19 protein-coding genes are annotated in these 22,144 nt (G+C 34.6%); 15 read left to right on the top strand and 4 right to left on the bottom strand.

Annotated features, from left to right (window positions below; translation table 11 throughout):
* Positions 1 to 10 precede the first annotated feature (10 nt).
* From OD90_RS00680 to OD90_RS00670, 3 genes are all read left to right on the top strand, one after another.
* On the top strand, positions 11 to 1,030 hold the full coding sequence (locus tag OD90_RS00680) for a formimidoylglutamase (RefSeq protein WP_144665303.1): 1,020 nt from the start codon (positions 11 to 13) through the stop codon (positions 1,028 to 1,030).
* On the top strand, positions 1,011 to 1,469 hold the full coding sequence (locus tag OD90_RS00675; RefSeq protein ID WP_144669601.1) for a GNAT family N-acetyltransferase: 459 nt from the start codon (positions 1,011 to 1,013) through the stop codon (positions 1,467 to 1,469). The genes OD90_RS00680 and OD90_RS00675 overlap by 20 nt, the downstream gene beginning before the upstream one ends.
* A gap of 137 nt (positions 1,470 to 1,606) precedes the next feature.
* Complete coding sequence (locus OD90_RS00670; RefSeq protein WP_144665302.1) at positions 1,607 to 2,410, top strand: MBL fold metallo-hydrolase; 804 nt, start codon at positions 1,607 to 1,609, stop codon at positions 2,408 to 2,410.
* A 134-nt stretch (positions 2,411 to 2,544) separates the two neighbouring features.
* On the opposite strand, the gene OD90_RS00665 is transcribed toward OD90_RS00670, so the two are convergent.
* Positions 2,545 to 3,426 (bottom strand): hypothetical protein, encoded by an 882-nt coding sequence (locus tag OD90_RS00665; protein ID WP_144665301.1) that lies wholly within the window; start codon positions 3,424 to 3,426, stop codon positions 2,545 to 2,547.
* A 247-nt stretch (positions 3,427 to 3,673) separates the two neighbouring features.
* On the opposite strand from OD90_RS00665, the gene OD90_RS00660 reads away from it, so the two are divergent.
* Both OD90_RS00660 and OD90_RS00655 read left to right on the top strand, forming a co-directional pair.
* Positions 3,674 to 4,978: a DUF2254 domain-containing protein gene (locus OD90_RS00660; protein ID WP_144665300.1), complete on the top strand. Its 1,305-nt coding sequence runs from the start codon at positions 3,674 to 3,676 to the stop codon at positions 4,976 to 4,978.
* A gap of 161 nt (positions 4,979 to 5,139) precedes the next feature.
* On the top strand, positions 5,140 to 5,490 hold the full coding sequence (locus tag OD90_RS00655) for a hypothetical protein (RefSeq protein ID WP_144665299.1): 351 nt from the start codon (positions 5,140 to 5,142) through the stop codon (positions 5,488 to 5,490).
* Between the two features lie 102 nt (positions 5,491 to 5,592).
* Here the strand turns inward: OD90_RS00655 and OD90_RS00650 are convergent, their stop codons facing one another.
* The 3 genes from OD90_RS00650 to OD90_RS00640 all read right to left on the bottom strand — a co-directional run bounded on the left by OD90_RS00650 (position 5,593) and on the right by OD90_RS00640 (position 9,145).
* Positions 5,593 to 6,885, bottom strand: coding sequence for a hypothetical protein (locus tag OD90_RS00650; RefSeq protein ID WP_144665298.1), 1,293 nt, complete (start codon positions 6,883 to 6,885; stop codon positions 5,593 to 5,595).
* A 134-nt stretch (positions 6,886 to 7,019) separates the two neighbouring features.
* Complete coding sequence (locus tag OD90_RS00645; protein ID WP_144665297.1) at positions 7,020 to 7,751, bottom strand: response regulator transcription factor; 732 nt, start codon at positions 7,749 to 7,751, stop codon at positions 7,020 to 7,022.
* Positions 7,751 to 9,145 (bottom strand): sensor histidine kinase, encoded by a 1,395-nt coding sequence (locus OD90_RS00640; RefSeq protein WP_144665296.1) that lies wholly within the window; start codon positions 9,143 to 9,145, stop codon positions 7,751 to 7,753. The genes OD90_RS00645 and OD90_RS00640 overlap by 1 nt, the downstream gene beginning before the upstream one ends.
* 356 nt (positions 9,146 to 9,501) lie before the next feature.
* Between OD90_RS00640 and OD90_RS00635 the strand changes: the two genes are divergently transcribed.
* From OD90_RS00635 to OD90_RS00590, 10 genes are all read left to right on the top strand, one after another.
* On the top strand, positions 9,502 to 10,092 hold the full coding sequence (locus OD90_RS00635) for a Crp/Fnr family transcriptional regulator (protein ID WP_144665295.1): 591 nt from the start codon (positions 9,502 to 9,504) through the stop codon (positions 10,090 to 10,092).
* Positions 10,093 to 10,188: 96 nt separating this feature from the next.
* A complete protein-coding gene (locus tag OD90_RS00630) occupies positions 10,189 to 10,767 on the top strand; it encodes a YceI family protein (protein WP_144665294.1) in 579 nt (192 codons plus the stop codon).
* 192 nt (positions 10,768 to 10,959) lie between these two features.
* Complete coding sequence (locus OD90_RS00625) at positions 10,960 to 12,696, top strand: FAD/NAD(P)-binding protein (RefSeq protein WP_144665293.1); 1,737 nt, start codon at positions 10,960 to 10,962, stop codon at positions 12,694 to 12,696.
* 5 nt (positions 12,697 to 12,701) lie between these two features.
* Complete coding sequence (locus OD90_RS00620) at positions 12,702 to 13,208, top strand: GreA/GreB family elongation factor (RefSeq protein ID WP_144665292.1); 507 nt, start codon at positions 12,702 to 12,704, stop codon at positions 13,206 to 13,208.
* 168 nt (positions 13,209 to 13,376) lie between these two features.
* Positions 13,377 to 14,090: a pirin family protein gene (locus OD90_RS00615; RefSeq protein WP_144665291.1), complete on the top strand. Its 714-nt coding sequence runs from the start codon at positions 13,377 to 13,379 to the stop codon at positions 14,088 to 14,090.
* Positions 14,091 to 14,104: 14 nt separating this feature from the next.
* A complete protein-coding gene (locus OD90_RS00610; protein ID WP_144665290.1) occupies positions 14,105 to 15,874 on the top strand; it encodes a mechanosensitive ion channel family protein in 1,770 nt (589 codons plus the stop codon).
* A gap of 65 nt (positions 15,875 to 15,939) precedes the next feature.
* On the top strand, positions 15,940 to 16,257 hold the full coding sequence (locus OD90_RS00605; RefSeq protein ID WP_144665289.1) for a heavy metal-binding domain-containing protein: 318 nt from the start codon (positions 15,940 to 15,942) through the stop codon (positions 16,255 to 16,257).
* Positions 16,258 to 16,427: 170 nt separating this feature from the next.
* On the top strand, positions 16,428 to 17,513 hold the full coding sequence (locus tag OD90_RS00600) for an endonuclease/exonuclease/phosphatase family protein (protein ID WP_144665288.1): 1,086 nt from the start codon (positions 16,428 to 16,430) through the stop codon (positions 17,511 to 17,513).
* 250 nt (positions 17,514 to 17,763) lie between these two features.
* A complete protein-coding gene (locus OD90_RS00595) occupies positions 17,764 to 18,141 on the top strand; it encodes a hypothetical protein (protein WP_144665287.1) in 378 nt (125 codons plus the stop codon).
* A 153-nt stretch (positions 18,142 to 18,294) separates the two neighbouring features.
* Positions 18,295 to 21,978 carry an outer membrane protein assembly factor gene (locus OD90_RS00590; RefSeq protein ID WP_261374435.1) on the top strand — a complete coding sequence of 1,228 codons (3,684 nt, stop codon included), beginning with the start codon at positions 18,295 to 18,297 and terminating at the stop codon, positions 21,976 to 21,978.
* Positions 21,979 to 22,144: the final 166 nt, after the last annotated feature.

Below are 22,144 nucleotides of genomic sequence, written 5' to 3'. Positions count from 1 at the left end.
TTTTGAATGTATGATCCAATTACAATTACAGCAAAAAGAAGAACTAGAATCCTTGATACGCTTTCGCGAAAGCGAAACAAAACTTGGTGAAAAAATTACTCTTTGCGACAGCCTTGATTCTCTTTCTGAACTTACACAAAAGTTTGTGATTTTTGGTATTTGTGAAGACATTGGAGTACAAGCAAATTATGGAAAATCTGGTGCTAGTAACGCTTGGAATGTTTTCTTAAATTCATTTTGCAACATTCAAGTAAACTCCTATAACAAGGAATCTAATGTTATACTTTTAGGGAAAATCACAGTTTCACCAGATGAAGAAATCAATGAAAAAACTGACAGAAATATATTAGGTGCTATTGTAAAAAGAATAGATAATAAAGTGGCTATTGTGGTACAGCGCATCATAGAAGCTGGTAAAATACCTATTGTTATAGGAGGTGGTCACAATAATGCTTATGGAAATTTAAAAGGTGCGACAAATGCTTTAGGGCAAGCTCTTAATTGTGTGAATATAGATGCACATACAGACTTAAGGCTTACAGATTATAGACATAGCGGTAATGGATTTTCATATGCCTTAAATGATAAAGAAGGACCATATTTAAATAAATATGGAGTCTTTGGGCTGCATAAAAATTATACTCCACAGTACGTATTCAATTTTATAGAGGAACATAATAAAAAACATGGTCATACTATCACATACAAGTTTATGGAGGATATGCTTTTCCCCAATGCACAATTAGAAGCATTTAGCGATTTTATAAATACTATAATTGATGAATCTTTTGGGTTAGAACTTGATTGTGACAGTATAGCAAGTTTTCCCAGTAGTGCAATGAGTCCAAGCGGGTTTTCCCTTAACACAACTAGATCGTTTGTAAAATTACTTTCAGCGTCTAGATATTGTCGCTATTTTCATATATGTGAAGCTGCACCTTCACTAGCAAACTCTCAGCAGGTAGGAAAAGCACTGACTTACTTAGTTACAGATTTTATACAAAACAATGATGGAAATAATATCATATAACTCTCAGTACGCAAAAGATTTCAAGAAACTCAATATAGAATGGCTTGAGACCTACTTTTATGTAGAACCTTATGACCTAGCTGTTTTAAGTGATCCTGAGCACTATATCATCCACAAAGGAGGATTTATTTTCTTTGCAAAAGAAGATAATAAAATACTTGGTACAGTAGCTTTAATGCCCACTTCTCAAGAGGATATTTTTGAGTTGACTAAAATGGCGGTTCTTCCAGAATCAAGAGGTAGAGGCATTGGCAAGCACTTAATGGAGCATTGTATTTCATTTGCTAGAACACATGAAAAACCTTCCCTTATACTCTACTCCAATACAGTTTTAGAAAATGCTATCCACATTTATAAAAAATATGGATTTAAAGAAATACCAGTTGAAGCTAATGCCAGTTATGAGAGAGCAAACATAAAAATGGAATTAGTTTTTTAAAACTATAAATACCGTTAAGATTTTGATAACCAGTTCTTGAATCTATAAGTGATGCTATAACTTCGTAACGATATTGCTCTGAAAATTTAAAAAAATCATTTTGATATCCTACAATGTTTAAATTAAAAAATACCGTTATGAAAAAGATTACACTTGCTGTGATAGCTGTCACAACCCTAGCTTTTACAAGCTGTAAAGAAAAGACGACAAAAAACGATGAGATCGTTGCTGAGAAAACCGTAAAGGAAGAAAATTTATCTACTTCAGACAGTAAAAATTTTGACATCACGCCCATTTCTCACGCCTCAACCATTTTAAGTTGGGACGGGACAACCATGTATGTAGATCCAGTAGGTGGGGGTAGTATCTATGAAAAATACAATTCACCAGATGTTGTTTTAATCACAGATATTCATGGTGATCATCTGAATGTTGAAACATTAGAAGGTATGAACACAAATGGAGCTAAGTTTATAGTGCCTCAAGCGGTTGCTTTAAAGTTACCTGAAAATCTAAAAAAAAATATTGTGATTCTAGATAATGGGAATAGTGCAGACGTAGCGGGGTTTACCATAAATGCCATACCTATGTATAATTTACGTAAAGAAGACCTTGATAAACACCCCAAGGGTCGCGGTAACGGATATGTAATTGAAAAGGCTGGAAAGCGTATTTATTTTTCTGGCGATACGGAGGATATTCCAGAAATGCGTAATTTAAAAGATATAGATGTTGCTTTTGTTTGTATGAACTTACCATATACAATGACCGTAGAGAATGCTGCAAGCGCAGTTCTAGATTTTGCGCCAACAAAGGTATACCCTTACCATTATAGAGGGAAAAATGGATTGAGTGATGTTGAAAAATTTGCAAAGCTCATAAATGATAATAATGAATTTATTGAAGTGGTTCAACTAGATTGGTATCCTGAAATGAATTAAGAGAATAAATTCAAATATGCTTTAAAATATAAACTAACATTAGCCTCTTATCTTTTTTGGCTATTTTCAATCTAAAATAAAAAAATCCGCAGTAGCAATTGTACTGCGGATTTTTTACTTTATTAAAACAAATCTTACTTCATTGTAAAAGATGTCTGAGCAATTAATTTTGCTTCATCATAAATCTTTACTTCATATTTCCCTTCTGCAAATTCTTTACCTGATGGGGCTATATTTTCACAAATATCTAGTGCAGCATTTTCATAGTAAAACTTTGATATCGTACTGTAAGTAATCATTTCTCCATCAAATGCAACGGTCTCTGCACTTCCTAAAGTTTTTCCAGAAGGATCAATTACTTGAACATATAGCTCTCTATCACCAGCTTCTGCAAGTCTGTTTTGAGGTACTGTATAACAGGCTCTCACTTTATCTATACGTCTATTGTTTGAGTTTTCTACAAGTTTTCCAGAAGAACGTTCTATCACTCCAACTGCTCGCAATTTATTTGCTGCAAGTGCAGCTCCTATAGCCACGCGCTCAAAAAGTTTTGTGTTTTCAAGGTATAGAGAGTCTCCAAGACCACGTTGTACTTCTAATTCATAGGTTGTACTATCCACACGCATAGCAAGCATTTCATTACTACCACGTAAAGAGTCGTTTTGGGCAAATAAGAAGTCACGCTCATTACGTAGTTTAAAAACCTCTGCACGATATCTTCCTAGACTAGCTATAGTAGCATCTTTTGCTTCGATGTCCCCTATGAGAGATTGTATTTTATCACGTGCATCATTAAGCTCAGTGTCCTTGAGATTGTTCTCTTCTATGACTACATCATACTTATTAACCATTTCTTTAAGATCTGAGAGCACTACGTTCTTTTCTTTAGTAAGTTGTGATCGGGTGTCTTTTTCTTGATTGTACAATTTTACAGCAAATGCTCCAGCAACTACTAGAAGTACTGCTAGAATTCCTGCGATAATTTTAATACCGTTATTGTTCTTTTCGTTGTCCATAATTAAAATTTGGTTTATTGGTTATACGTACAATAATAAAGATTGGATTTTATTTCTCTCACATTTAAAAAAAAACTTTTCATAAACGTCTAGATTTTGTAATTAAATGTACGTGTCTTTTAGGACATAGAGGCCTATTTGAAACACCGCTTTCGCGAAAGCGAATAAAAAAAATCTCTTTTTGAAATCTTGTTAATGAATATCTAAAAAGTAAGAGAAGACAAACTATTTTACGGAAATTGTGTCTATGAATAAGCTCTACACCAAACTTAAAATGCTGTATAGTCAGGTCACAGGGAATATTGCATTTTTTCCAAGCTTGATTGCAATCTTTGGATTATTATTTGCCTTACTTATGCTTTATGCAGAAGACAGAGGTGTTTCAAAAAATCTTATTGAGAATACACCCTGGCTCGTTATTAATGACGCAGAAACAGCTCGTACGCTACTGAGTACCTTTATAGGAGGGATAATATCCCTTATGGTGTTTTCTTTCTCTATGGTAATGCTTTTACTTAATCAAGCGTCCAGCAACTACTCACCTCGTATTTTACCTGGTCTCATCTCAAACAAAAAACATCAATACGTTCTTGGTTTTTATATAGCGGTCATTATTTATTGTATTATTATTTTACTCAGTATTGAGCCTACAGATAACAAATATCAATTACCTGGTTTTGCTGTGTTGGTGGGAATTATTTTAGGAATTCACGTGTTAGGTGCATTTATTTATTTTATACATAGTATTTCTCAAGCTATACAAATTAATAATATTACAGATAGGATCTTCTCTGTAGCATCTGTACGCTTAAAGACACTCATCGATAAAGAAGAAAGTGGTAATCATGATAAGGTTTTTGAAAATACATCCGATTGGAATGAATACAATAGCAAGACTTCAGGACATCTTAATGACATTGCTTTTACATCTTTATCAAAACTTGCAATGGAGAATAAGTCACGTTTCAAAATGCTAGTTGCTAAAGGAGAATTTGTACTTGCAGACGTACCTATTGTGAAATCAAGTGAAGCATTAGATGATGAGGCTCAAGATAAATTGCAATCTTGTTTTGGCTTTTCAAGAAGCGAGATTGTGAAGCTCAATTATGTCTTGGGTTTTAAACAACTCACTGAAATTGCTGTAAAAGCAATGAGCCCAGGGATTAACGACCCTGGAACTGCCATTACATGCTTAGATTACTTGACAGAATTATTTTCTCTTAGAATGCTTAAAAGAGATACAAGCTACATTTTAGATGCTACTAAAGAACCTGTAGTCTCTCTTAACACTGTCAACTTTGAGCAGCTACTTTATTTCATTTTTGCAAGTTTGCGACAGTATTGTAAAGCAGATTTTGTGATGATGCATAAAATGCTCATTTCTCTACATTACTTAAAAGACACAGAGTGTGTAGATAAGGAATATCCTAAAATTATAAATAAACAAGCACTGCTAATTTTAGATGATGCTAGAGCCTATATAAAAAATGAATCTGACCTTGAAAAAATTGAGAAGCTTGGTGCAAGTTTCAACAAGAAGCAACTAAGCTGATGGATAAAAAAACTTTTCCTCACCATAAAGTGAGTAACTTTCCTGAAATCTTCAGGGTAGTTTGTAGTTAAATTAGTTTTTAAAAATTATTAAGCTGTTACTATAAAATTCTTTGGTGATTATACTACCACTAACCCATCCAGAATGTCGATTTTTACCACATGGAAAAAGAAGAATTTTTAGAGCAATATCTATTCAAAGACCTTAAGGCTCTTAAGGGTGTGAAGGATACAGAGCAAAGCTACCTCTTTACAGAAACAGATTTTGAAAAAATTTTAAGTCGAGCTAAATACTATGGAATAGGGATCTATACTATTGAAGCATATTTTAAAGGAAAAGCTTACGCAAATACAACACACGAAGATCATAAAAAAAAAGCTACAGATTATAGTTGGTCCCAAAGAGCGTTTACTACTTTTAAGAAAGAACAAGCTGGTCTCACATATTCAGCTACTTATAAGATTTCTCCTAAGCTTTTAGCAAAGGAAAGCCACAGTGAAGAAGAGGAGTAAATACAATAACCGCTTTCGCGAAAGCGTAATTTATTTCATTTTAAAAAAGAAAAGCCTGCTCAAGCAACAGATCAGGCTTTTCTATTATCAGTGATTAAAAATTTAATCTAAGGACATCCATGTCCCCAATGTATTTTTCCCAAAAGAGTATCCCAAACTCATAAAATTACTACCCACAATAAGCGTTTTGCCTGGTGCAGGAATAACTAAATTGGTGTGTAGAACAGCATTCCAACGAGCTGCACCTGCGTCTGAGAGTTTTTTTCCATTTACGACAATTGAGTTCCCATTAATATCGACTTTGATTTGTTCATTGCCCTTTTTCAACAATCCATTACGTACAAGATTGTCATGTAAATCTTCTAAATCAAAAGTTGCGTTAATCACAGCAATATGATTTTCCTTTTTATAAAAACTTACGTCATCTATGGAGGCGTAACCATTTTTTCTAAAAAGTGAATTGTAACTTGACCAAGAAGCCGGATTCATTTTATCTCCGTTTACATACATTCCGCTGTCTTCTTTTACAAATACGAGCTCTTCTCCTTTCTTCAAAAAACCATCTTCCATTAACTTATTTAAAAGAGCTTCTTGCATTGCTGGCCACTTCCACCCTGTTCCCTTACTAATTTTTGAAGGGTAAACAGTGCTTTGATGTTGTAATACCTCTCTAACATACCCATCTATACCTCCTCCTCTCTTAGATATAAGTGATAATTTGTAAGCTTCTCGCGAGAGTCTTTCAGCTTCACGGGAAAGACGCTCTGCTTCACGCACAGACATAGCCTCAAGACGCTCTGCTTCACGCTGCATTCGTTCTGCATCTCTTTGTGCACGATCTGCTTCTCTTTCTAAACGTGCTACTTCTTGTCGCTCACTACCTCCAGATATAAGGGTTCGTAATATAATCCCCATGTCTTCAAACTTTGAAATAAGCTCTGGAGATGCTATTTCCTTATCAAGCTCTATATCAAGTTTACGCTCCTGTAATTCTATTTCATATACCGTATTATCATCTCCTTCTAGGCTCCATACCATGGATTTTGCACTACTCTGCATGTTTTTTGTCCCCATTTCTTGAAGTAAAAATTCTTTGACTTCTGGGTAACATCTATTTGGAAATTTTGACTTTAAACGATACTCATCGTTTGAACTACTTACAGAAAAGGAAATATTACCCCCTTTATTCCCAGTTTGAGTAATCACAGATCTATTTGAAGAGTTTGTGGTAACTCTTGTAGAGGCATCTTCATACACGTTTACAGGTGTGGCTGGCGCTGCGGCTCTTGCTGGTCGCGCAGGTTTTGCTGGAGGTGTGGGAGGTAGTGTTTGAGCAATGCCCGTCGTTGTTATTCCCAATACAGCAAGTACAAGTATATTCCTAAGTGTTTTCATAATTTTTAATTTTAATTCTCTATGAAGAGAAAATGATTAACTGTTCGATTTTTGATTTTTATATACTTCATCAAAATCAGTGATGATCGATTACGTATATAGGTTGTAAAATAACTTCAGAATAAAGTTTTATTTTATTCGTCCATAATCTTAAAGGTTAACCCCACCCCTCTCGTGCTAGCAATTGAGATGGAAGGATCTTCCTTAAAATATTTCCGAAGCCGACTGATGAAAACATCCATACTTCTTCCCGAGAAAAAGTCGTCGCTTTCCCAGATGTTTGTAAGTATGTTCTCTCTTCGGAGCATTTGATTTTTATTTTTATAGAAAAATTGAATTAATAGGGCTTCTCGCTCTGTGAGTGATTGCTTTTTATCACCTATAGTTAGTATGTGATTCTTTAAGTCAAATTGATAGTTTCCAATTTTTTGACAACTATTCTCTACATTTTTATGTGAGTTTTGTCTATTTAAAATTGCCCGTTGGGATCTTTTCAAAATATTATTTAAACGTAATACGAGAATATCTGCCTCAAAAGGCTTTACGATGTAATCATCTGCACCTAATTTTAATCCCTGTATACGATCTTCCTTCATTTTGCGTGCCGTGAGAAACACAAATGGGATTTCTGGATGTATCTCTATTAATTTTTCGGCTAGGGTAAATCCATCCATCTTTGGCATCATAACATCTAACACACAGATACTGTAAGGATTTTTTTCTGAGTACGCTTTCGCGAAAGCGTTATGAGCCGCTTCCCCATCTTCACACCAAGTAACTTCAAAGTTATGTACCTCGAGATACTGCTTGAGAATACTCCCAAAATCAAAATCATCTTCGGCTAATAAAATATGATGCTTTGTCATTATACAGGTAATTTTATTGTAAATGTGGTTCCTACTCCTTCTTTGCTTTTTAATGAAATTGTCCCTCCATGAGCTGTGATAATTTGGTGTGTAAAATACAGGCCTAGACCTAGACCTTTTACATCATGGACATTTCCAGTTTTTGCTCGGTAAAATTTATCAAAAATGGCTTGCTGGTCCTTTTCTGTGATACCAATACCATTATCTGTAATATTTAATACATAACAGCCATTTTCCATAGTGGATGTTATACTGATTTTAATAGAGGGTTTTCCATATTTTACAGCATTCTCTAAAATGTTAAGTAGTGCAGTAGTGAGGTGAAATCTATCTACTCTTAATAATACCTCAGGTTGATAAATTCCATTCACGATGGCAATAGAGGAATGCTGCGTTGCCATCTTAAAATCTGCAATAAGGTCATTAAAGAAAATAGAGTCAGAAACCTGTTCTTTGTGTAGATGTATCTCTTCTGCTTTGAGACTATTGGTAAGCACCTGATCTATTAATTTTTGCAACCTATTATTTTGCCGTTCTACAATTCCTAAAGTATTTTCAAAAGCGTCTTCATTATTGCGTATCGCATCATTCCTTAAACTTTTTGTGGCAATACTTAAAGTAGCCAGTGGTGTTTTGAGTTCATGTGTGACATTATTAATGAAATCTGTTTTTACTACTGCAATATTCTTTTGAGTGATTAGGTTTTTTATAGAATAATAGAGCAGTCCTATGACAAATAGAAAGAGAATAATACTCCCAACAATAAGCACCCACATACGTTTTAATACTATGGCTTTCCAATGTGGAACTTGAATACGTTGCTGGGTACGTACCTCAAAATCATAAGAACTTGTCACAATAGTGTCTCCTCTTTGCTCTATATATTGGTTGGTATCATACGTACGTGAGGTGTTGATGACTCTAACCTCTCCTGGTCTAAAATTAGACCCAAAAATCTTACTTCGCATCCCATTTTCTTTGATAAACAATGTATCGACCTCCGGATAATCAATGATACCTATACTAAGTAGATCATACTGAAATACAATCTCATACCCTAAATTTAAGTTTGCTACTTGCTCTTTGTAAACAGGTAGGTATTTCTTGTTAAATTCATCTGCCGTTCTAAAAAAGCGATCAACAGCCTGGCGTTTAGTAATACGGTTATTTAAATAATCTGCTAAATGATTTTCTAAATTATCTTCTATTAAAATATCATAAATTGAATCTAGCACACGATTATTTGAAATTTCTGAGACGGCATCATCGGCTTCATTCATAAACGCCTCTTTTTTTAGCTCATAAGTATTTGCTATCAAATACGCTTGTATACCACACAATGCAAGTAATGCGAGTGCAGAAATGAGTATTAAAAGAGTGAATTTACTTTTCATTACAGATGTTTAACTTTAATGTTTGTACGCTTTCGCGAAAGCAAAAAGCATATATTTATTGTTTATCAGATTAGTAAAGTACAACTAAGCAAGTTATGTGATTATTAGGTTTTGTAAAAGTAGTAGCAAACCTAGTTTACACATAACATCTTTGTATCATTAACCATGCATTAACCTTGAAAACAGCGCAATACTTCATTTTTAAAAGGCTTTTGACTAATGTTAATGGAAAAGTATTTTATGAAAAGTATCCTATTAACCTGCATGTGTATCCTTTCTTAGCGCTTGAAAAGATAACTCTCTTAAATAATTGCAAGATTTTGTAATAAAATGTTTTTTATCTTCGAGTATTTGCTATGACTGAAGATTATTCAAGCCTTTTAAACTATATCCGTAGATATATTGATTTATCTAATGCTGAGGAGGAGCTACTTATTAAAAAAGTACAGGCTCGCCGTTATCTTAAAGATCAATATATTGTTCAGCAAGGAAACGTTTGTACAACGGCAAATTTCATTATTTCTGGATGCACTAAAACATTTTATGCAGATAAGGAGGGACAAGAACACATCATTCTAATTTCTATTGAAGATTGGTGGACCTCAGACTTAGGTAGTTTTATAACACAAACCCCAGCAGATTTTAATGTACAGTGTATTGAAAATACGGTATTAATACAATTTACGTACGATGTGCTTCAAGAATTGTATGATGAGATACCCAAAATTGATAGGCTTTTTAGAAAAATATCTGAGCGTGCATTTGTAGCTTCTCAAAAAAGACTCATTCGTAATTTTAGTCTCTCTGCAAAAGAAAGGTATCTTATTTTTAAAAATACCTATCCAGAAATTGAAAATCGAGTACCCCAGTATATGATCGCCTCATATCTCGGAATTACAAAAGAATTTTTAAGTAAGATAAAAAGCCAATTGTTGAGGGATCACTAGATGTTAATCTAGCTTAACATGATTTCATAATCTAATTCATTTTCTAGAGGTCACCACTTACAGACCTTTGTATACCGTTAATCAAATTAGAAGAAAATGAAAAATGTAATCAAAACCAGTGTACTGTTACTAGTAACAGCGCTACTTAATTTATCCTTCAACACTATGAACTCAGAAAAAAAAGCAATCAAATTATCAGAAAGTAAAGTAACTTGGAAAGGTTACAAAGTAACTGGATCACACCAAGGTACAATTGACCTTACTTCTGGGCATCTAGAATTTAATGAAGATGTGCTAACCGGAGGTAACTTTACCATTGCCATGAATACAATTGTGAGCACAGATTTAGAAGGAGAGTCAAAAGGGCAACTAGAAGGGCATTTAAAGTCTGATGACTTTTTTGGAGTTGCTACTTTCCCAACAGCAACTCTCAACTTTACCAAAGTAACTCCTACTGGTAAGAATTCTTATGATGTAGTTGGTAATTTAACAATTAAAGGAAAAACAAACCCTGTAACACTTGTTGTGTCCATTTATGGTAATAAAGCAAATGCAACTTTAAAAGTGGATCGCTCTAAGTATGATGTACGTTACGGTTCTACTAGCTTTTTTGACAACTTAAAAGATAAAGCTATTTATGATGAATTTGATCTTATTGCAGATCTAGAATTTTAACAGTCACTTTACAAGTGTAAATGTAATTTAATAGCGTACAGCATTAATACCTGTACGCTATTTTATTTTGGTGTTTTATCAAATTACAATTGCGTTCCTAAATCAATTTGTGAACCCAATTTATCCCAACGCTATCATAAAGGACAACGCTGTTTGGGAGTCAACCTATAGTTTTGTAATACAATACAATTTATGAGAAATTATGCAATTATAGGCGGTGGACCTAGAGGACTTTATGCTTTAGAAAGTTTGTATCTCGCTTTATTTAATTCTGAAAGTAATAAAGAAGTAAAAGTTACGCTCTTTGAACCCTTTGCATATCCAGGCGCCGGCTGGGTTTGGAACCCCGAACAAGTCACAACAAACTGGCTTAACATTACGGAGCGAGGTTTGCAAGGTTTGAAGGGCCGACCTGAAATACAATTTGGAACTTCTATTATACCAGGTTTTCCCTCATATAGCGATTGGATAGAAAAAGAGAAAGATACCATTACTGATAATACTCCAGATACGTTTCCTCCTAGAGCAAAAATGGGTACTTACCTCAATGCTAGGTTTGAAACTATCGTAAAAGCTTTGCAAGGCTTTGGACTGTTATTAGTCATAAAGGAAAAAGTGGTTGATATAAAGTATATACCACCACACTTTGAGATTATCACTAAACAACAGTCTATTAAAGGTATAGATGAAATCGTCCTGACCGTAGGACATCAAGATACCGAACTCTCGGAACAACTTAAAAAATGGCAAGAGCACGCAAAAGAAAATAAAGTGCCTCAAACTTTTACAGAACCTTATCCAGTAGAAAAAATATTACAAGCCACCATTGATAAAACTACGGTTGTTGGCTTTAGAGGTTTCGGTCTGGCAACCATTGATCTTCTACGAGCACTCACCATAAAGAAAGGAGCGCATTTCGAAATTTTAAATGAACACACCAGAGAGGTCGCATTTAAACCATCAGAAAAACATCCAGAGAAATTTGTTCCTTTTTCTTTAGATGGACTGCCTATGGTACCTAAACCACTCAATAAAACTGTAGATGACCTATTTGCTCCTAGTGAAGATGCATTGTCTGCTTTTGCAAAAGCGGTAAACCAAGGTGCATGTGGTGAACATACTGCAAAACATCACTATTTTCTCTTAGAAAGCATGGCAGAAGTAGTGGTGCCTATCTTTCTCAGTTTAGGAAGTAAGGCTATTGAGCATGACTATACCTCATCAGAACTGTATTATCTAGCAATCAATTATATAAGTAACAAAGAAATAGACCACCCTTTACTTCTATCCCATAAATTACCCACTCTCGAAATGATGCAAGATCAGGTAGGAATGGCCATAGGAGAGGTACAAATAACATTAGACTATTGCATTGGTCAAGTGTGGAGACATTGCCAGCCTACAATATATTCAGAGTTTTCTTATCCTGAACTCCCAGACGCTGTAGTCGCAGAGGTAATTGCACTGGATGAGGCCTCAAAAAGATATACATATGGACCTCCAGTAGAAAGTATACAGCAGCTTATTGCACTCACAAAAGCAGGATACTTAGACCTTAGTGTCCTTAAGGATCCAGACATAAACTTACATAATGAGGGTTGGAAACTAAAACTTGAGGAGCAAGAATTAGACGTACATACCATGATTAATGCCGTGTTAGACGCTCCAGAATTAGTAAAAGTAAATACAACTCTTATTCAGAATCTTCTAAAAGATAAAATGATAGAACCTAAACACACTGATCTGGGTATAAGAACTGATGATTATGGCTATGTTGAAGTTCCTGAAGATAAAAGTTTTGTGCCGCTAGCTGTGTTAGGAAGGCTCTCTAAAGGAAGTGTTATAGGAGTGGATGCTATTTTAGAATGTTTTGGAAAGCGCATTACAAGCTGGGCAAACCATTCAATAAAGTGTATGCTAGAAAAATAAAGATTATGAGTAGAGGATTTGTAAAAGAAGATGATCAAGAGGAAACGCCTATTATACCACCTAGAGCAGCTTTGCCGGCTGGAACTACAAATTATGTTACATCAGTTGGTTTACTGGAACTAAAAAATGAATTAAAAAAATTAGACCATCAAATTGGAAACCTAGCCGAAACTGATGATCGTGAGAGACGACGTGCCCTCGCCGTTTTGAATGGAAAGCGTAATCTTTTGATAGAGCGCATAAATACTGCCCGTACCCTTGATAAAATTAAAGATATTGGAGAAATACGCTTTGGAGCAATTGTAACATACATTATAGAAGGATTAAAAAAACCTGTTACTATACAAATTGTAGGCGTAGACGAAGCAAATGTAACCAAACAAAAAATTGCTTTTACAGCTCCTATAGCGAGATCACTTGTAGGTAAGAGACTTGATGACATTATTGATTTTAAAATGGGCAATAAAGTCAGGAAAATAACTATAAAACAAATTGAATACCCTACAGAATGATCGCTTATTTATCTAATTGCGTTAATATACTTTTAAAATTATCTTCATACCTCTCATGATACTGTATTTTTAATAAAAAACATTCTATAGTTATAAAACAGTGCTATTGTGATGTATTTAGTTTCTTACACTAACGCTAAAAAGTTGCTCTTCTAAATCAAAATAAATATGAAAACTACTATATATAAAGCAGATTCACGAGGCTATGCTAATCATGGATGGCTTAAAAGTCATCACACTTTTAGCTTTGCTGGTTATCATGATCCATCAAGAATGAACTTTGGTGCCATGCGCGTTTTAAATGATGATACTGTAGCTGGAGGTCGTGGGTTTGATATGCACAGACATCTTAATATGGAGATTGTTTCGATTCCATTATCAGGAGATCTTGAGCATAGTGACAGTATGGGAAACAAAACCGTCATTAAAGAAGGAGATATTCAAGTGATGAGTGCAGGAACAGGTGTAGACCATAGTGAGTATAATAAAAATAGTGATCAAGAAGTAAAGTTTCTTCAAATATGGATCCTTCCTAATAAACGACCCGTAGACCCTCGTTATGACCAGTTGAAGATAAATGAAGATGGAAAAAAGAACGAATTTGTACAGATTCTATCTCCTAATAAAAGTGATGAAGGAGTATGGATCTATCAAGATGCATGGTTTCATATAGGAGAATTTATTGAGGAAACAACTACCATTTATTCTCTTAAAAAAAAGGGTGATGGAATATTCCTTTTTGTGTTAGAAGGAAATGCACAGATCGCAGGAAATCTTCTTAATAAAAGAGATGCAATAGGTATCTCTGATGTTGACAAAGTAGAGATTACTATACAATCTGACTCTAAAATTTTAATCATTGAAGTTCCTATGGAATTTTAAATAGCTTACAAACTATGCCTTCTCTAAAATTTAATTTTTTCTTTCATATAATCCTCTTAACACTATGTATACAGCCTATACTTCTTGCGCAAGATAAAAATGAAACTAAGCAGAACGGTCAAGAATACCCCAAGCTTAGTGACACCATCCCAAAGAAAGGCACTTATTTAAGCAATCCTATTGGTGATTACAATGAAGCTTATTATCAATTAGATCGTCTTAATGACAATATAGGGTTACCTCCACGTAAATTTAATTTTCAAAGTCCACAAGCTACGCTAGAACATTTTATAAATAGTTGCAAGCAAGGTAATTTTGAGGACGCTGCCTATGCACTCAACCTCAATTTGTTTCCTAAGGAGGTTACTAAAGAAGAGGCAGCGGTATTAGCAGAGAAATTTTACTTTGTACTTAATCAACGAGTAAGTATCGATTGGGGAAATATATCTGACAGACCAGACGGCCAGGTGGATATAGGAACATCTACAAATCAACCTATTGCAGGAGAGCCTAGAAGAAGTGTCGTTTTTGGAGAAGTTGCTCTTGATGGACGCGATGCTGTCTTGAGATTGCAACGTGTACGCCTCAAAAACTGGGGTGCCTTCTGGATGATAAGCGCAAACACTGTTGAAAATATTGAAAGTCTCTATGCCATTTATGGCCCTAGAAAGTTAGACAGAGCAATGCCAGACTGGGCAAGAGTAGCAATTTTTGGAATTCCATTATGGAAACTTATGGGTACAATTTTGCTCATTTTTATATCTTATTTTCTAGGCAAGTTCTTTGCCTACATTACTCGAAAGTTATTTCTAAAATCTAAAAGACCTTGGCTCAAATCTATCGCTACAAAAATGGCCACTCCCGCTGGTATTGTACTTGGTGTTCTTTTCTTCTACCTAACGCTTACCTATCTCATATCCTTTTCAGGAACACTGGCTAGCACACTATATGCTATTTTACTTGTAATAGTGATTGCATCTATCGCGTGGTTTTTAATGAATTTTATTGACTACTTCTTTGCTTACGTAGCAGAAAATCGTGTGGGAGATTCTTCATTAGAAGAAAATAAGCGAGCCCGTATGATTATGACCTATATTTCTGTTGCTCGTAGAATCTTAACGATCATAATAATTATTGTGGCTATCTCTGTGATTCTATCACAGTTTAGGTCCCTAGAGAAATTAGGTATTTCCTTGCTAGCCTCTGCAGGATTAATCACCATTATTCTAGGTGTGGCTGCACAAAATACCTTAGGCAATATTATTGCAGGAATTCAAATCGCACTTACTCAACCTGCCAGTATAGGAGATACTGTATATATAGAAAACGAATGGGGTTATGTAGAAGATATTCGTTTTACCTACATGGTTGTAAGGACATGGGATGCTAGAAGATTAATTGTTCCCTTGAAAGATATTATTTCTAAGCCTTTTGAAAACTGGTCAATGACAAATGCGCATCAAGTACGACCCGTTGTTGTCTATGCAGATTACCATATTGACGTACAGAAAGTGAGAGAAAAGTTTGCTCAACTATTAGTAAATTCAGAACATTGGGATGAACAACATGAACCAGTGGTACAGGTTACTAACGTCACAGAAAAATCTATAGAAATACGTGGTCTTTGTAGTGCAAAGGATGCTTCAACCACGTGGGATCTCCATTGTTATTTAAGGGAAGAGCTTGTTAAGTTTATTGCCACCCTCAATAGTGGGGAGCATCTCGCCACACAGCGCGTTATGATTCAAAAAGAATCTACTACAAAAGAGAAAGAGGATTTTTAAATTTTTGCTTTCGCGAAAGCGTAACAATTTCTAATATCATTTTCTTATAGAAAAAATACAAATCTATGCTACTTACAACGACTAACAGTATACAAGGAAAATTAATAAATAACTATATAGGAATTATTACAGCCACTGTCTATGTGAAACCAAACACCAGTAAGGGCATGAGTTTTATGGATCATTTTAAAACTGAGAAAATTTATGAAAATGCAGAAGAGGGTATTGAAGCAGGTAAAAAAGAAGCTTTTGAGAAACTAGCTATCCTAGCTAAGGAAAAACAAGCAATGGCAGTAATAGGTATCTCAATGGACATGGAGATAACTCGAGATGGTCTCACCAGAGCCATATCTGTAATGGGAACTGCTGTAAGTTACGAATGATTTTTTTGTCTTAAAGCCTCTAATAATTTACAAGTTGTTATCTAAACAACTTAAATTCTACGAAATTACTTTTAGAAATATTTCTTAATGTTTTACTATTTGGGAAGTATTTAAGAGCTTACTTATTCAAATACATCTAATTTGGTTCCAACTAACCAAACTCATATATTTTGAAATTAAAAAGCTTTCTTCAAGGTTTTGGCATTATCGCCATATTATTAACGCTGCTTCCTCTTATTGCATTAGATTATTGGTGGATTCGCGTATTTGACTTTCCGCATGCACAGCTTACTGGTCTTACTTTTATAGCATTAGCAGTATATTTTATTCGCTTTGATGTAAAATATTATAAAGACTATATATTTGTAGGCATACTTTTAGCTTGCTTTATTTATCAAATGGTAAAAATCTATGAGTACACGCCACTTGCTTCTTATGAGGTTCATGACAGTACTATCACTGAATCATCTAATACTTTAAAGATCTACAGTGCAAACGTTCTTCAGAAAAACAAGGAGTATCAATTAGTATTAGATCAAATTTCTAAAAAAGATCCAGATATTATTTTGCTCATGGAGACAGATCAATCATGGAAAAATGCTGTTCATCAATCTTTAGCAAAAAACTATCGTTATCAAATGCTAGAACCACTTGATAATACGTACGGAATGCTTTTTTATTCTAGATTACCTATTTCTAATCAGAAAATTCGTCATTTAGTTGATAAGGAAATTCCTTCTATGGAGGCAGTAGTTTCTCTTCCTAGTGGAGAACAATTTCAACTATACACCATACATCCCACGCCACCTATGCCCCAGCATAACCCTATGAGTTCTGATAGAGATACGGAAATGATGAAAACAGCCTTAACGGTTAATGACCGTAAGATGCCTGTTATTGTTTTAGGCGACTTTAACGATGTTACTTGGTCTCGCACAACGTCATTATTTAGAAAAGTAAGTAGATTATTAGACCCTCGTATAGGTCGAGGTTTTCACAATACTTTTAATGCAAAAAATATCTTGATGCGTTGGCCATTAGATCATATTTTCACTTCTGAAGAATTTAGAGTTAAATCATTTGATCATACAGATGGGATAAATTCTGATCACTTCCCGCTATATACAGAATTGACACTCGAGCCTAATAAGGCAAAAGACCAATTACCTACAAAACCAACTGAAAGTGAACTAAAAAGTGCGAGAGATCAAATGGACAAACAAAATTTATTAAATATTGACATGCCAAATATGTAATGCGAACCTAATTTTTGAATATTCAAAAATTGATAAACTTTGTATTATACTATAAATGAGGGTATGTAAGATTACATACCCTCATTTACTTTTATAGTAAAATAGCTAGATTACAAACAGGTTGAATATATTTCAATAACGCTCTTGCGAAAAGCTTATACCAATTAAAACATTTATTTTAACTATAAACTATCAAGCTTTAACCCGGCCTTGGGAAAATCTACCGCTATCTCTCCGTATATTACAGACTATGATACAAGTAGACAAGAACGTAGAGAAAAACACAGAATTTTTAACAGAAACTATCGAATATCTAGAAAATAAAGGATTCGAAAATATCAAAGCAGATGTCGAAGGCTATACAACCCCTCACTCCTATACTCGTCAAGAAACAGGAAATGCTTTAACACCAGATATCGTTGCTGAGAAAAGAGGTATTAAATACTTTTTTGAAGTAAGCCTAAAATCAGCTAAGCCAAAATTATTAAAATCAAAATGGTTATTACTCGATACTTTAACCAAAGTAAAAGATTACAGATTTAGAATAGTAACAACAAAGGGACACTTAAGTTTTACTAGAAATATGATTGAAGACGCAAACCTCAACAAAGATTTTATAAGGATTTAATCTTTATAACCATTAATTATAAACCTCCATACAGTTAGCTGTATGGAGGTTTATTTTTATGCAGTACTTAGAAAAGATCAGTTAACATAATTTATGTTTTTAGTAGGAAAAAATTAGGCATATATCCTCGTATCTTGCTCAAAATATCAACTATTGAAATCTAAATTATTACTCAGGCATTTTTCAAAATACAAGATCATTATTGCTATGGCTTGTATTACATTTATTCAAGGATGTGCAGTTCACTCTGACTTGTTTAAAGACACAAATAAACGTCTAACATATCTTAACACGTCTAATTCATACAGAAGCTTTTACAGCATAGCAAATGTAGGAGCCTATAAAAAAGGTCCTGACAAAGAATTCCTAGAGGCTTTAAAAGAATCTCTATCCCTAAAAAGTAAAGACGGTGACTTTTTACTTTTCTTAGGTGATAATATACATAGCAGTAATCTAAAGACACCTCAAAATGAGGAAACTTTGACGCTTCAACTTGATCTTTCTACAAAGTTTAAAGGACAGACACTTTTCCTTACTGGTGAACAAGAGTGGAATGAATATGGTGTTGAAGGTCTTGAAAAAATCGAAACTTATATTGAAGATTATTATCAGGAGGAAGACCATTTTTTACCTAAAAATGGTTGCCCTCTCGAAGTTATTGATGTGAGTGACGATATTGAGGTTATGCTCATCAATTCTCAATGGTACATCGAAGATTGGAGTAAGGTGGCGGGAATCAATGACAAATGTCAAATTAAAACGCGAGAACAGTTTAAAGCGCTACTAAGTAGTGAGATGCGGAAAGCACGGCACAAAACAATACTTATAGCTATGCACCACCCTCTTTATACAAATGGTGTATATGGAGGAGAAATTCCAGCAGAAGTTGTATATAGACCTACAACAGAAAATGTTTTTATACCAGTAGCAGGAACCTTTTGGTCATTCTTACGTTCTCAAGGAGGCTTGTCAAAACAGGATCGTTATAATCCTCTTATGAATGAGCTTATGGAAATTATAGAGCTAGCCGCTTTTGAGGCGCCTAATGTTATTGTACTTTCAGGACACGAGCGCTCTCTACAATATATAGATCATAAAAGTATAAAGCAAGTAATCTCTGGTACTGGTAGTTCAGTAAAACCTGCTCGTCTTGGTAAAAGAGGGCTTTTTACATCCACAAAACCAGGTATTTCTGAAACGAGAATTTATAAAGATGGATCATCATCTGTGCATTTCTACACCTTTAATGGAACTGAATTTACAGAAATTTATAATAAACAAGCCTTCCCAAAGCCAAAAGAGTACAATATAGATAGCCTAAGCAGTAGTTTCCCAAAAACAAAAATTGCTTCTGTATATCCTGCAGAAAGTGTTGTTAAAAGTGCTAAATATGAAAAATTTTGGGGAAAGCATTATCGCTACGTCTATGGTGTTCCCGTAGAAGCTCCTGTTGCCATTTTAGATACTTTATACGGTGGTCTTAAAGTAGAAAGAGCTGGTGGTGGTAATCAAACACTATCTCTTAGACTTGTTACTAAGGATGACAAAGAATTCAATATGCGCGCCATTGCAAAAGATCCAATCGCTTTTCTAAAATCTGCTGGATACAATGACCTTAATGCAGATGATTATTTTGAAGGAACGGTTCCTGCAACTATAATTGAAGACTTTTACACTGCAGCACACCCCTATGGAGCATTTGCAATACCTAGACTAGCGGGATCAATAAAAATTAATCACACACATCCCAAGCTCTATTTCGTACCTAAACAAAAGGCTCTTGGTGAGTTCAATGAAACTCATGGTAATTTATTATATATGATTGTCGAGAAGCCAGACGGTGACTTTAGTAATTCACATATGTTTTCTAATAGTAAAGAAGTAGAAAGTACGCCTGATCTTTTTGAAGAAATACGTGAAGATGAGCAAAACAAGCTTGATGAACGTGTTTATATAAGGGCTCGCATATTTGATATGCTCATAGGTGATTGGGACCGACACGAAGATCAATGGAGATGGGCACAATCTCAAATAGATGAGAAAGATGGGATCACAAACTATATTGCGGTACCTAGAGATAGAGATCAAGTATTTGCAAACTTTGATGGAAGTTTTTTAGAACGTTTACAAAAGTTTATGAGTGGTACTAGACAGTTTGGAAAATATGGTCCCAACATACCCTATATAGAACAATTTAGCAGAAGTGCTATTAATCTAGACAGAGCCCTTGTGCAACGATCAGACTGGTCCGTATGGGAGGAAGAAATAAAATTTATACAAGATCGGATCACTCCAGAGGTCGTATCAAAAGCATTTAGTGAAGCTCCTAAGGAAATTCAAGATGACATTTGGAAAGGTATTCAAGACGATTTGCTTTCGCGAAAGCGTAACCTCAATGATATTGTTACACGCTATTACGATCATTTTATGACTTTTCAGACCTTAAAAGGAACTGATAAAGATGATCATTTTGTAATTACAAACACTCCAGAAGGAGGTGTTCATGTGACGGCACATAGAATCAAAGATGGTGAGAAAGGAACGCTTTTATTTGATCGTTATTTTAGCCCATCTCAAACGAAGGATCTTTGGATATATGGATTAGATGACAAAGATATATTTGAAGTTCAAGCAACAAAATCAAGTCCGATTAAAGTTGTAATTACTGGAGGTTTAGATGAGGATACATTTATCGTTAATGGAGGGAATAATGTTACGATTTACGATCAGAAATCGTATAAAAATGAAATAAAGAAAAAAGGAAATGCTAGCTATCATATAGATGATATTTATGAAAATCATATTTATGATACAGAGCGTATGCCTGGTGGAGGTTCTGGATTTGGCCTTGAACTATCGTACAATCCAGATACTGGAGTAACTCCGCATCTTAACGTAAGTAAAAAAACAAAAGGATTTGAAGGAAACCCTTTTACTACAAAAACTGATATAAGTGTACAGTATTTCTCTTTAACGCAAGCAGCCGATGCTCGCATGGCATGGCATCGTGGGCATCTTTTTAAAGATTGGAACTTTCAAGCAAATGCGAGAGCTACCACAGCAAATTACACACAGAATTTCTTTGGATTAGGTAACGAGTCAGAAAATAGATCTAATTCTTTTGATGCAAATAGAATAGTCATGCAGCATTTTTCTGGAGGGATAGGTACTTATTACAATGGGGAGTACGGTACGGCAGCAGCAATTCAATTACTTGCAGAACATTACGATCTAGGTGATAAATTACGAGAACCCGATTTGATTACATCTACAGATTACTTTACTGTAGATGCAACCTATGCCTATCATAGTATAGATGATGTACTTTTTCCAACAAGGGGAATGAACTTTACTGTAAACGGTGAGTTTTCTGACGAATTGAATAGTACAGCAACTGTAGGCATCTTGGATCCTAGTATTACTTTTTGGAACGCTATAGATACTTCTAGAAATTTAATTTTTAAAACCTCTGTAAAGGGTCAAATTCGTTTTGGTGAAAGCATACCCTTCTATAAGTTAGCAAATATAGGAGCTGATAATGGTTTGAGGTCTTATAGACAAAGTAGATTTACTGGAAAACAGTCATTGACAGGATCTATAGATTTGGCTTACAAATTTAAACCGTTACGTACGGCACTATTTCCTTTAAGAATGCAAGGGTATTTAGGTTATGATACTGGTCGCGTCTGGATCACAGAGGAGAAAAGTAAACAGCTGCATTATAGCTATGGAGGTGGAGTAAAGTTATCTACAGCAGCGGTCGTAAATGCTTCTATTAATTATTTTACGGGGCCAGAAGGCGGTAGACTTGGTTTTGCATTCTCCATGGGTCTTTAAATGATTTGTAATAATTTTACTTAGCTTTTTTATGTTGATGAAGCACTAATTTATAGCATCTTAAAAATGTCACTGCTAGAACAAGAAGCATGAAGACTATAGATTAGTTACGCTTTCGCGAAAGCATCCTAGAAATGTGCGAGATGACTTATAGAAATACAAAAAA

The sequence above is a fragment of the Dokdonia sp. Hel_I_53 genome (assembly GCF_007827465.1).
In the GTDB taxonomy this organism is placed as follows: domain Bacteria; phylum Bacteroidota; class Bacteroidia; order Flavobacteriales; family Flavobacteriaceae; genus Dokdonia.
The sequence above is the reverse complement of the archived record's forward strand: the minus strand, read 5'-3'. Positions and strand labels throughout refer to the sequence as shown.

Excerpts from the sequence above, each read along its gene's own strand:
- OD90_RS00645 (WP_144665297.1), bottom strand. The coding sequence starts at position 7,751 with ATGACAAAGCATCATATTTTATTAGCCGAAGATGATTTTGATTTTGGG.
- OD90_RS00670 (WP_144665302.1), top strand. The coding sequence starts at position 1,607 with ATGAAAAAGATTACACTTGCTGTGATAGCTGTCACAACCCTAGCTTTT.
- OD90_RS00660 (WP_144665300.1), top strand. The coding sequence starts at position 3,674 with ATGAATAAGCTCTACACCAAACTTAAAATGCTGTATAGTCAGGTCACA.
- OD90_RS00655 (WP_144665299.1), top strand. The coding sequence starts at position 5,140 with ATGGAAAAAGAAGAATTTTTAGAGCAATATCTATTCAAAGACCTTAAG.
- OD90_RS00635 (WP_144665295.1), top strand. The coding sequence starts at position 9,502 with ATGACTGAAGATTATTCAAGCCTTTTAAACTATATCCGTAGATATATT.
- OD90_RS00615 (WP_144665291.1), top strand. The coding sequence starts at position 13,377 with ATGAAAACTACTATATATAAAGCAGATTCACGAGGCTATGCTAATCAT.
- OD90_RS00630 (WP_144665294.1), top strand. The coding sequence starts at position 10,189 with ATGAAAAATGTAATCAAAACCAGTGTACTGTTACTAGTAACAGCGCTA.
- OD90_RS00675 (WP_144669601.1), top strand. The coding sequence starts at position 1,011 with ATGGAAATAATATCATATAACTCTCAGTACGCAAAAGATTTCAAGAAA.
- OD90_RS00625 (WP_144665293.1), top strand. The coding sequence starts at position 10,960 with ATGAGAAATTATGCAATTATAGGCGGTGGACCTAGAGGACTTTATGCT.
- OD90_RS00620 (WP_144665292.1), top strand. The coding sequence starts at position 12,702 with ATGAGTAGAGGATTTGTAAAAGAAGATGATCAAGAGGAAACGCCTATT.
- OD90_RS00640 (WP_144665296.1), bottom strand. The coding sequence starts at position 9,145 with ATGAAAAGTAAATTCACTCTTTTAATACTCATTTCTGCACTCGCATTA.
- OD90_RS00610 (WP_144665290.1), top strand. The coding sequence starts at position 14,105 with ATGCCTTCTCTAAAATTTAATTTTTTCTTTCATATAATCCTCTTAACA.
- OD90_RS00595 (WP_144665287.1), top strand. The coding sequence starts at position 17,764 with ATGATACAAGTAGACAAGAACGTAGAGAAAAACACAGAATTTTTAACA.
- OD90_RS00650 (WP_144665298.1), bottom strand. The coding sequence starts at position 6,885 with ATGAAAACACTTAGGAATATACTTGTACTTGCTGTATTGGGAATAACA.
- OD90_RS00605 (WP_144665289.1), top strand. The coding sequence starts at position 15,940 with ATGCTACTTACAACGACTAACAGTATACAAGGAAAATTAATAAATAAC.
- OD90_RS00665 (WP_144665301.1), bottom strand. The coding sequence starts at position 3,426 with ATGGACAACGAAAAGAACAATAACGGTATTAAAATTATCGCAGGAATT.
- OD90_RS00680 (WP_144665303.1), top strand. The coding sequence starts at position 11 with ATGATCCAATTACAATTACAGCAAAAAGAAGAACTAGAATCCTTGATA.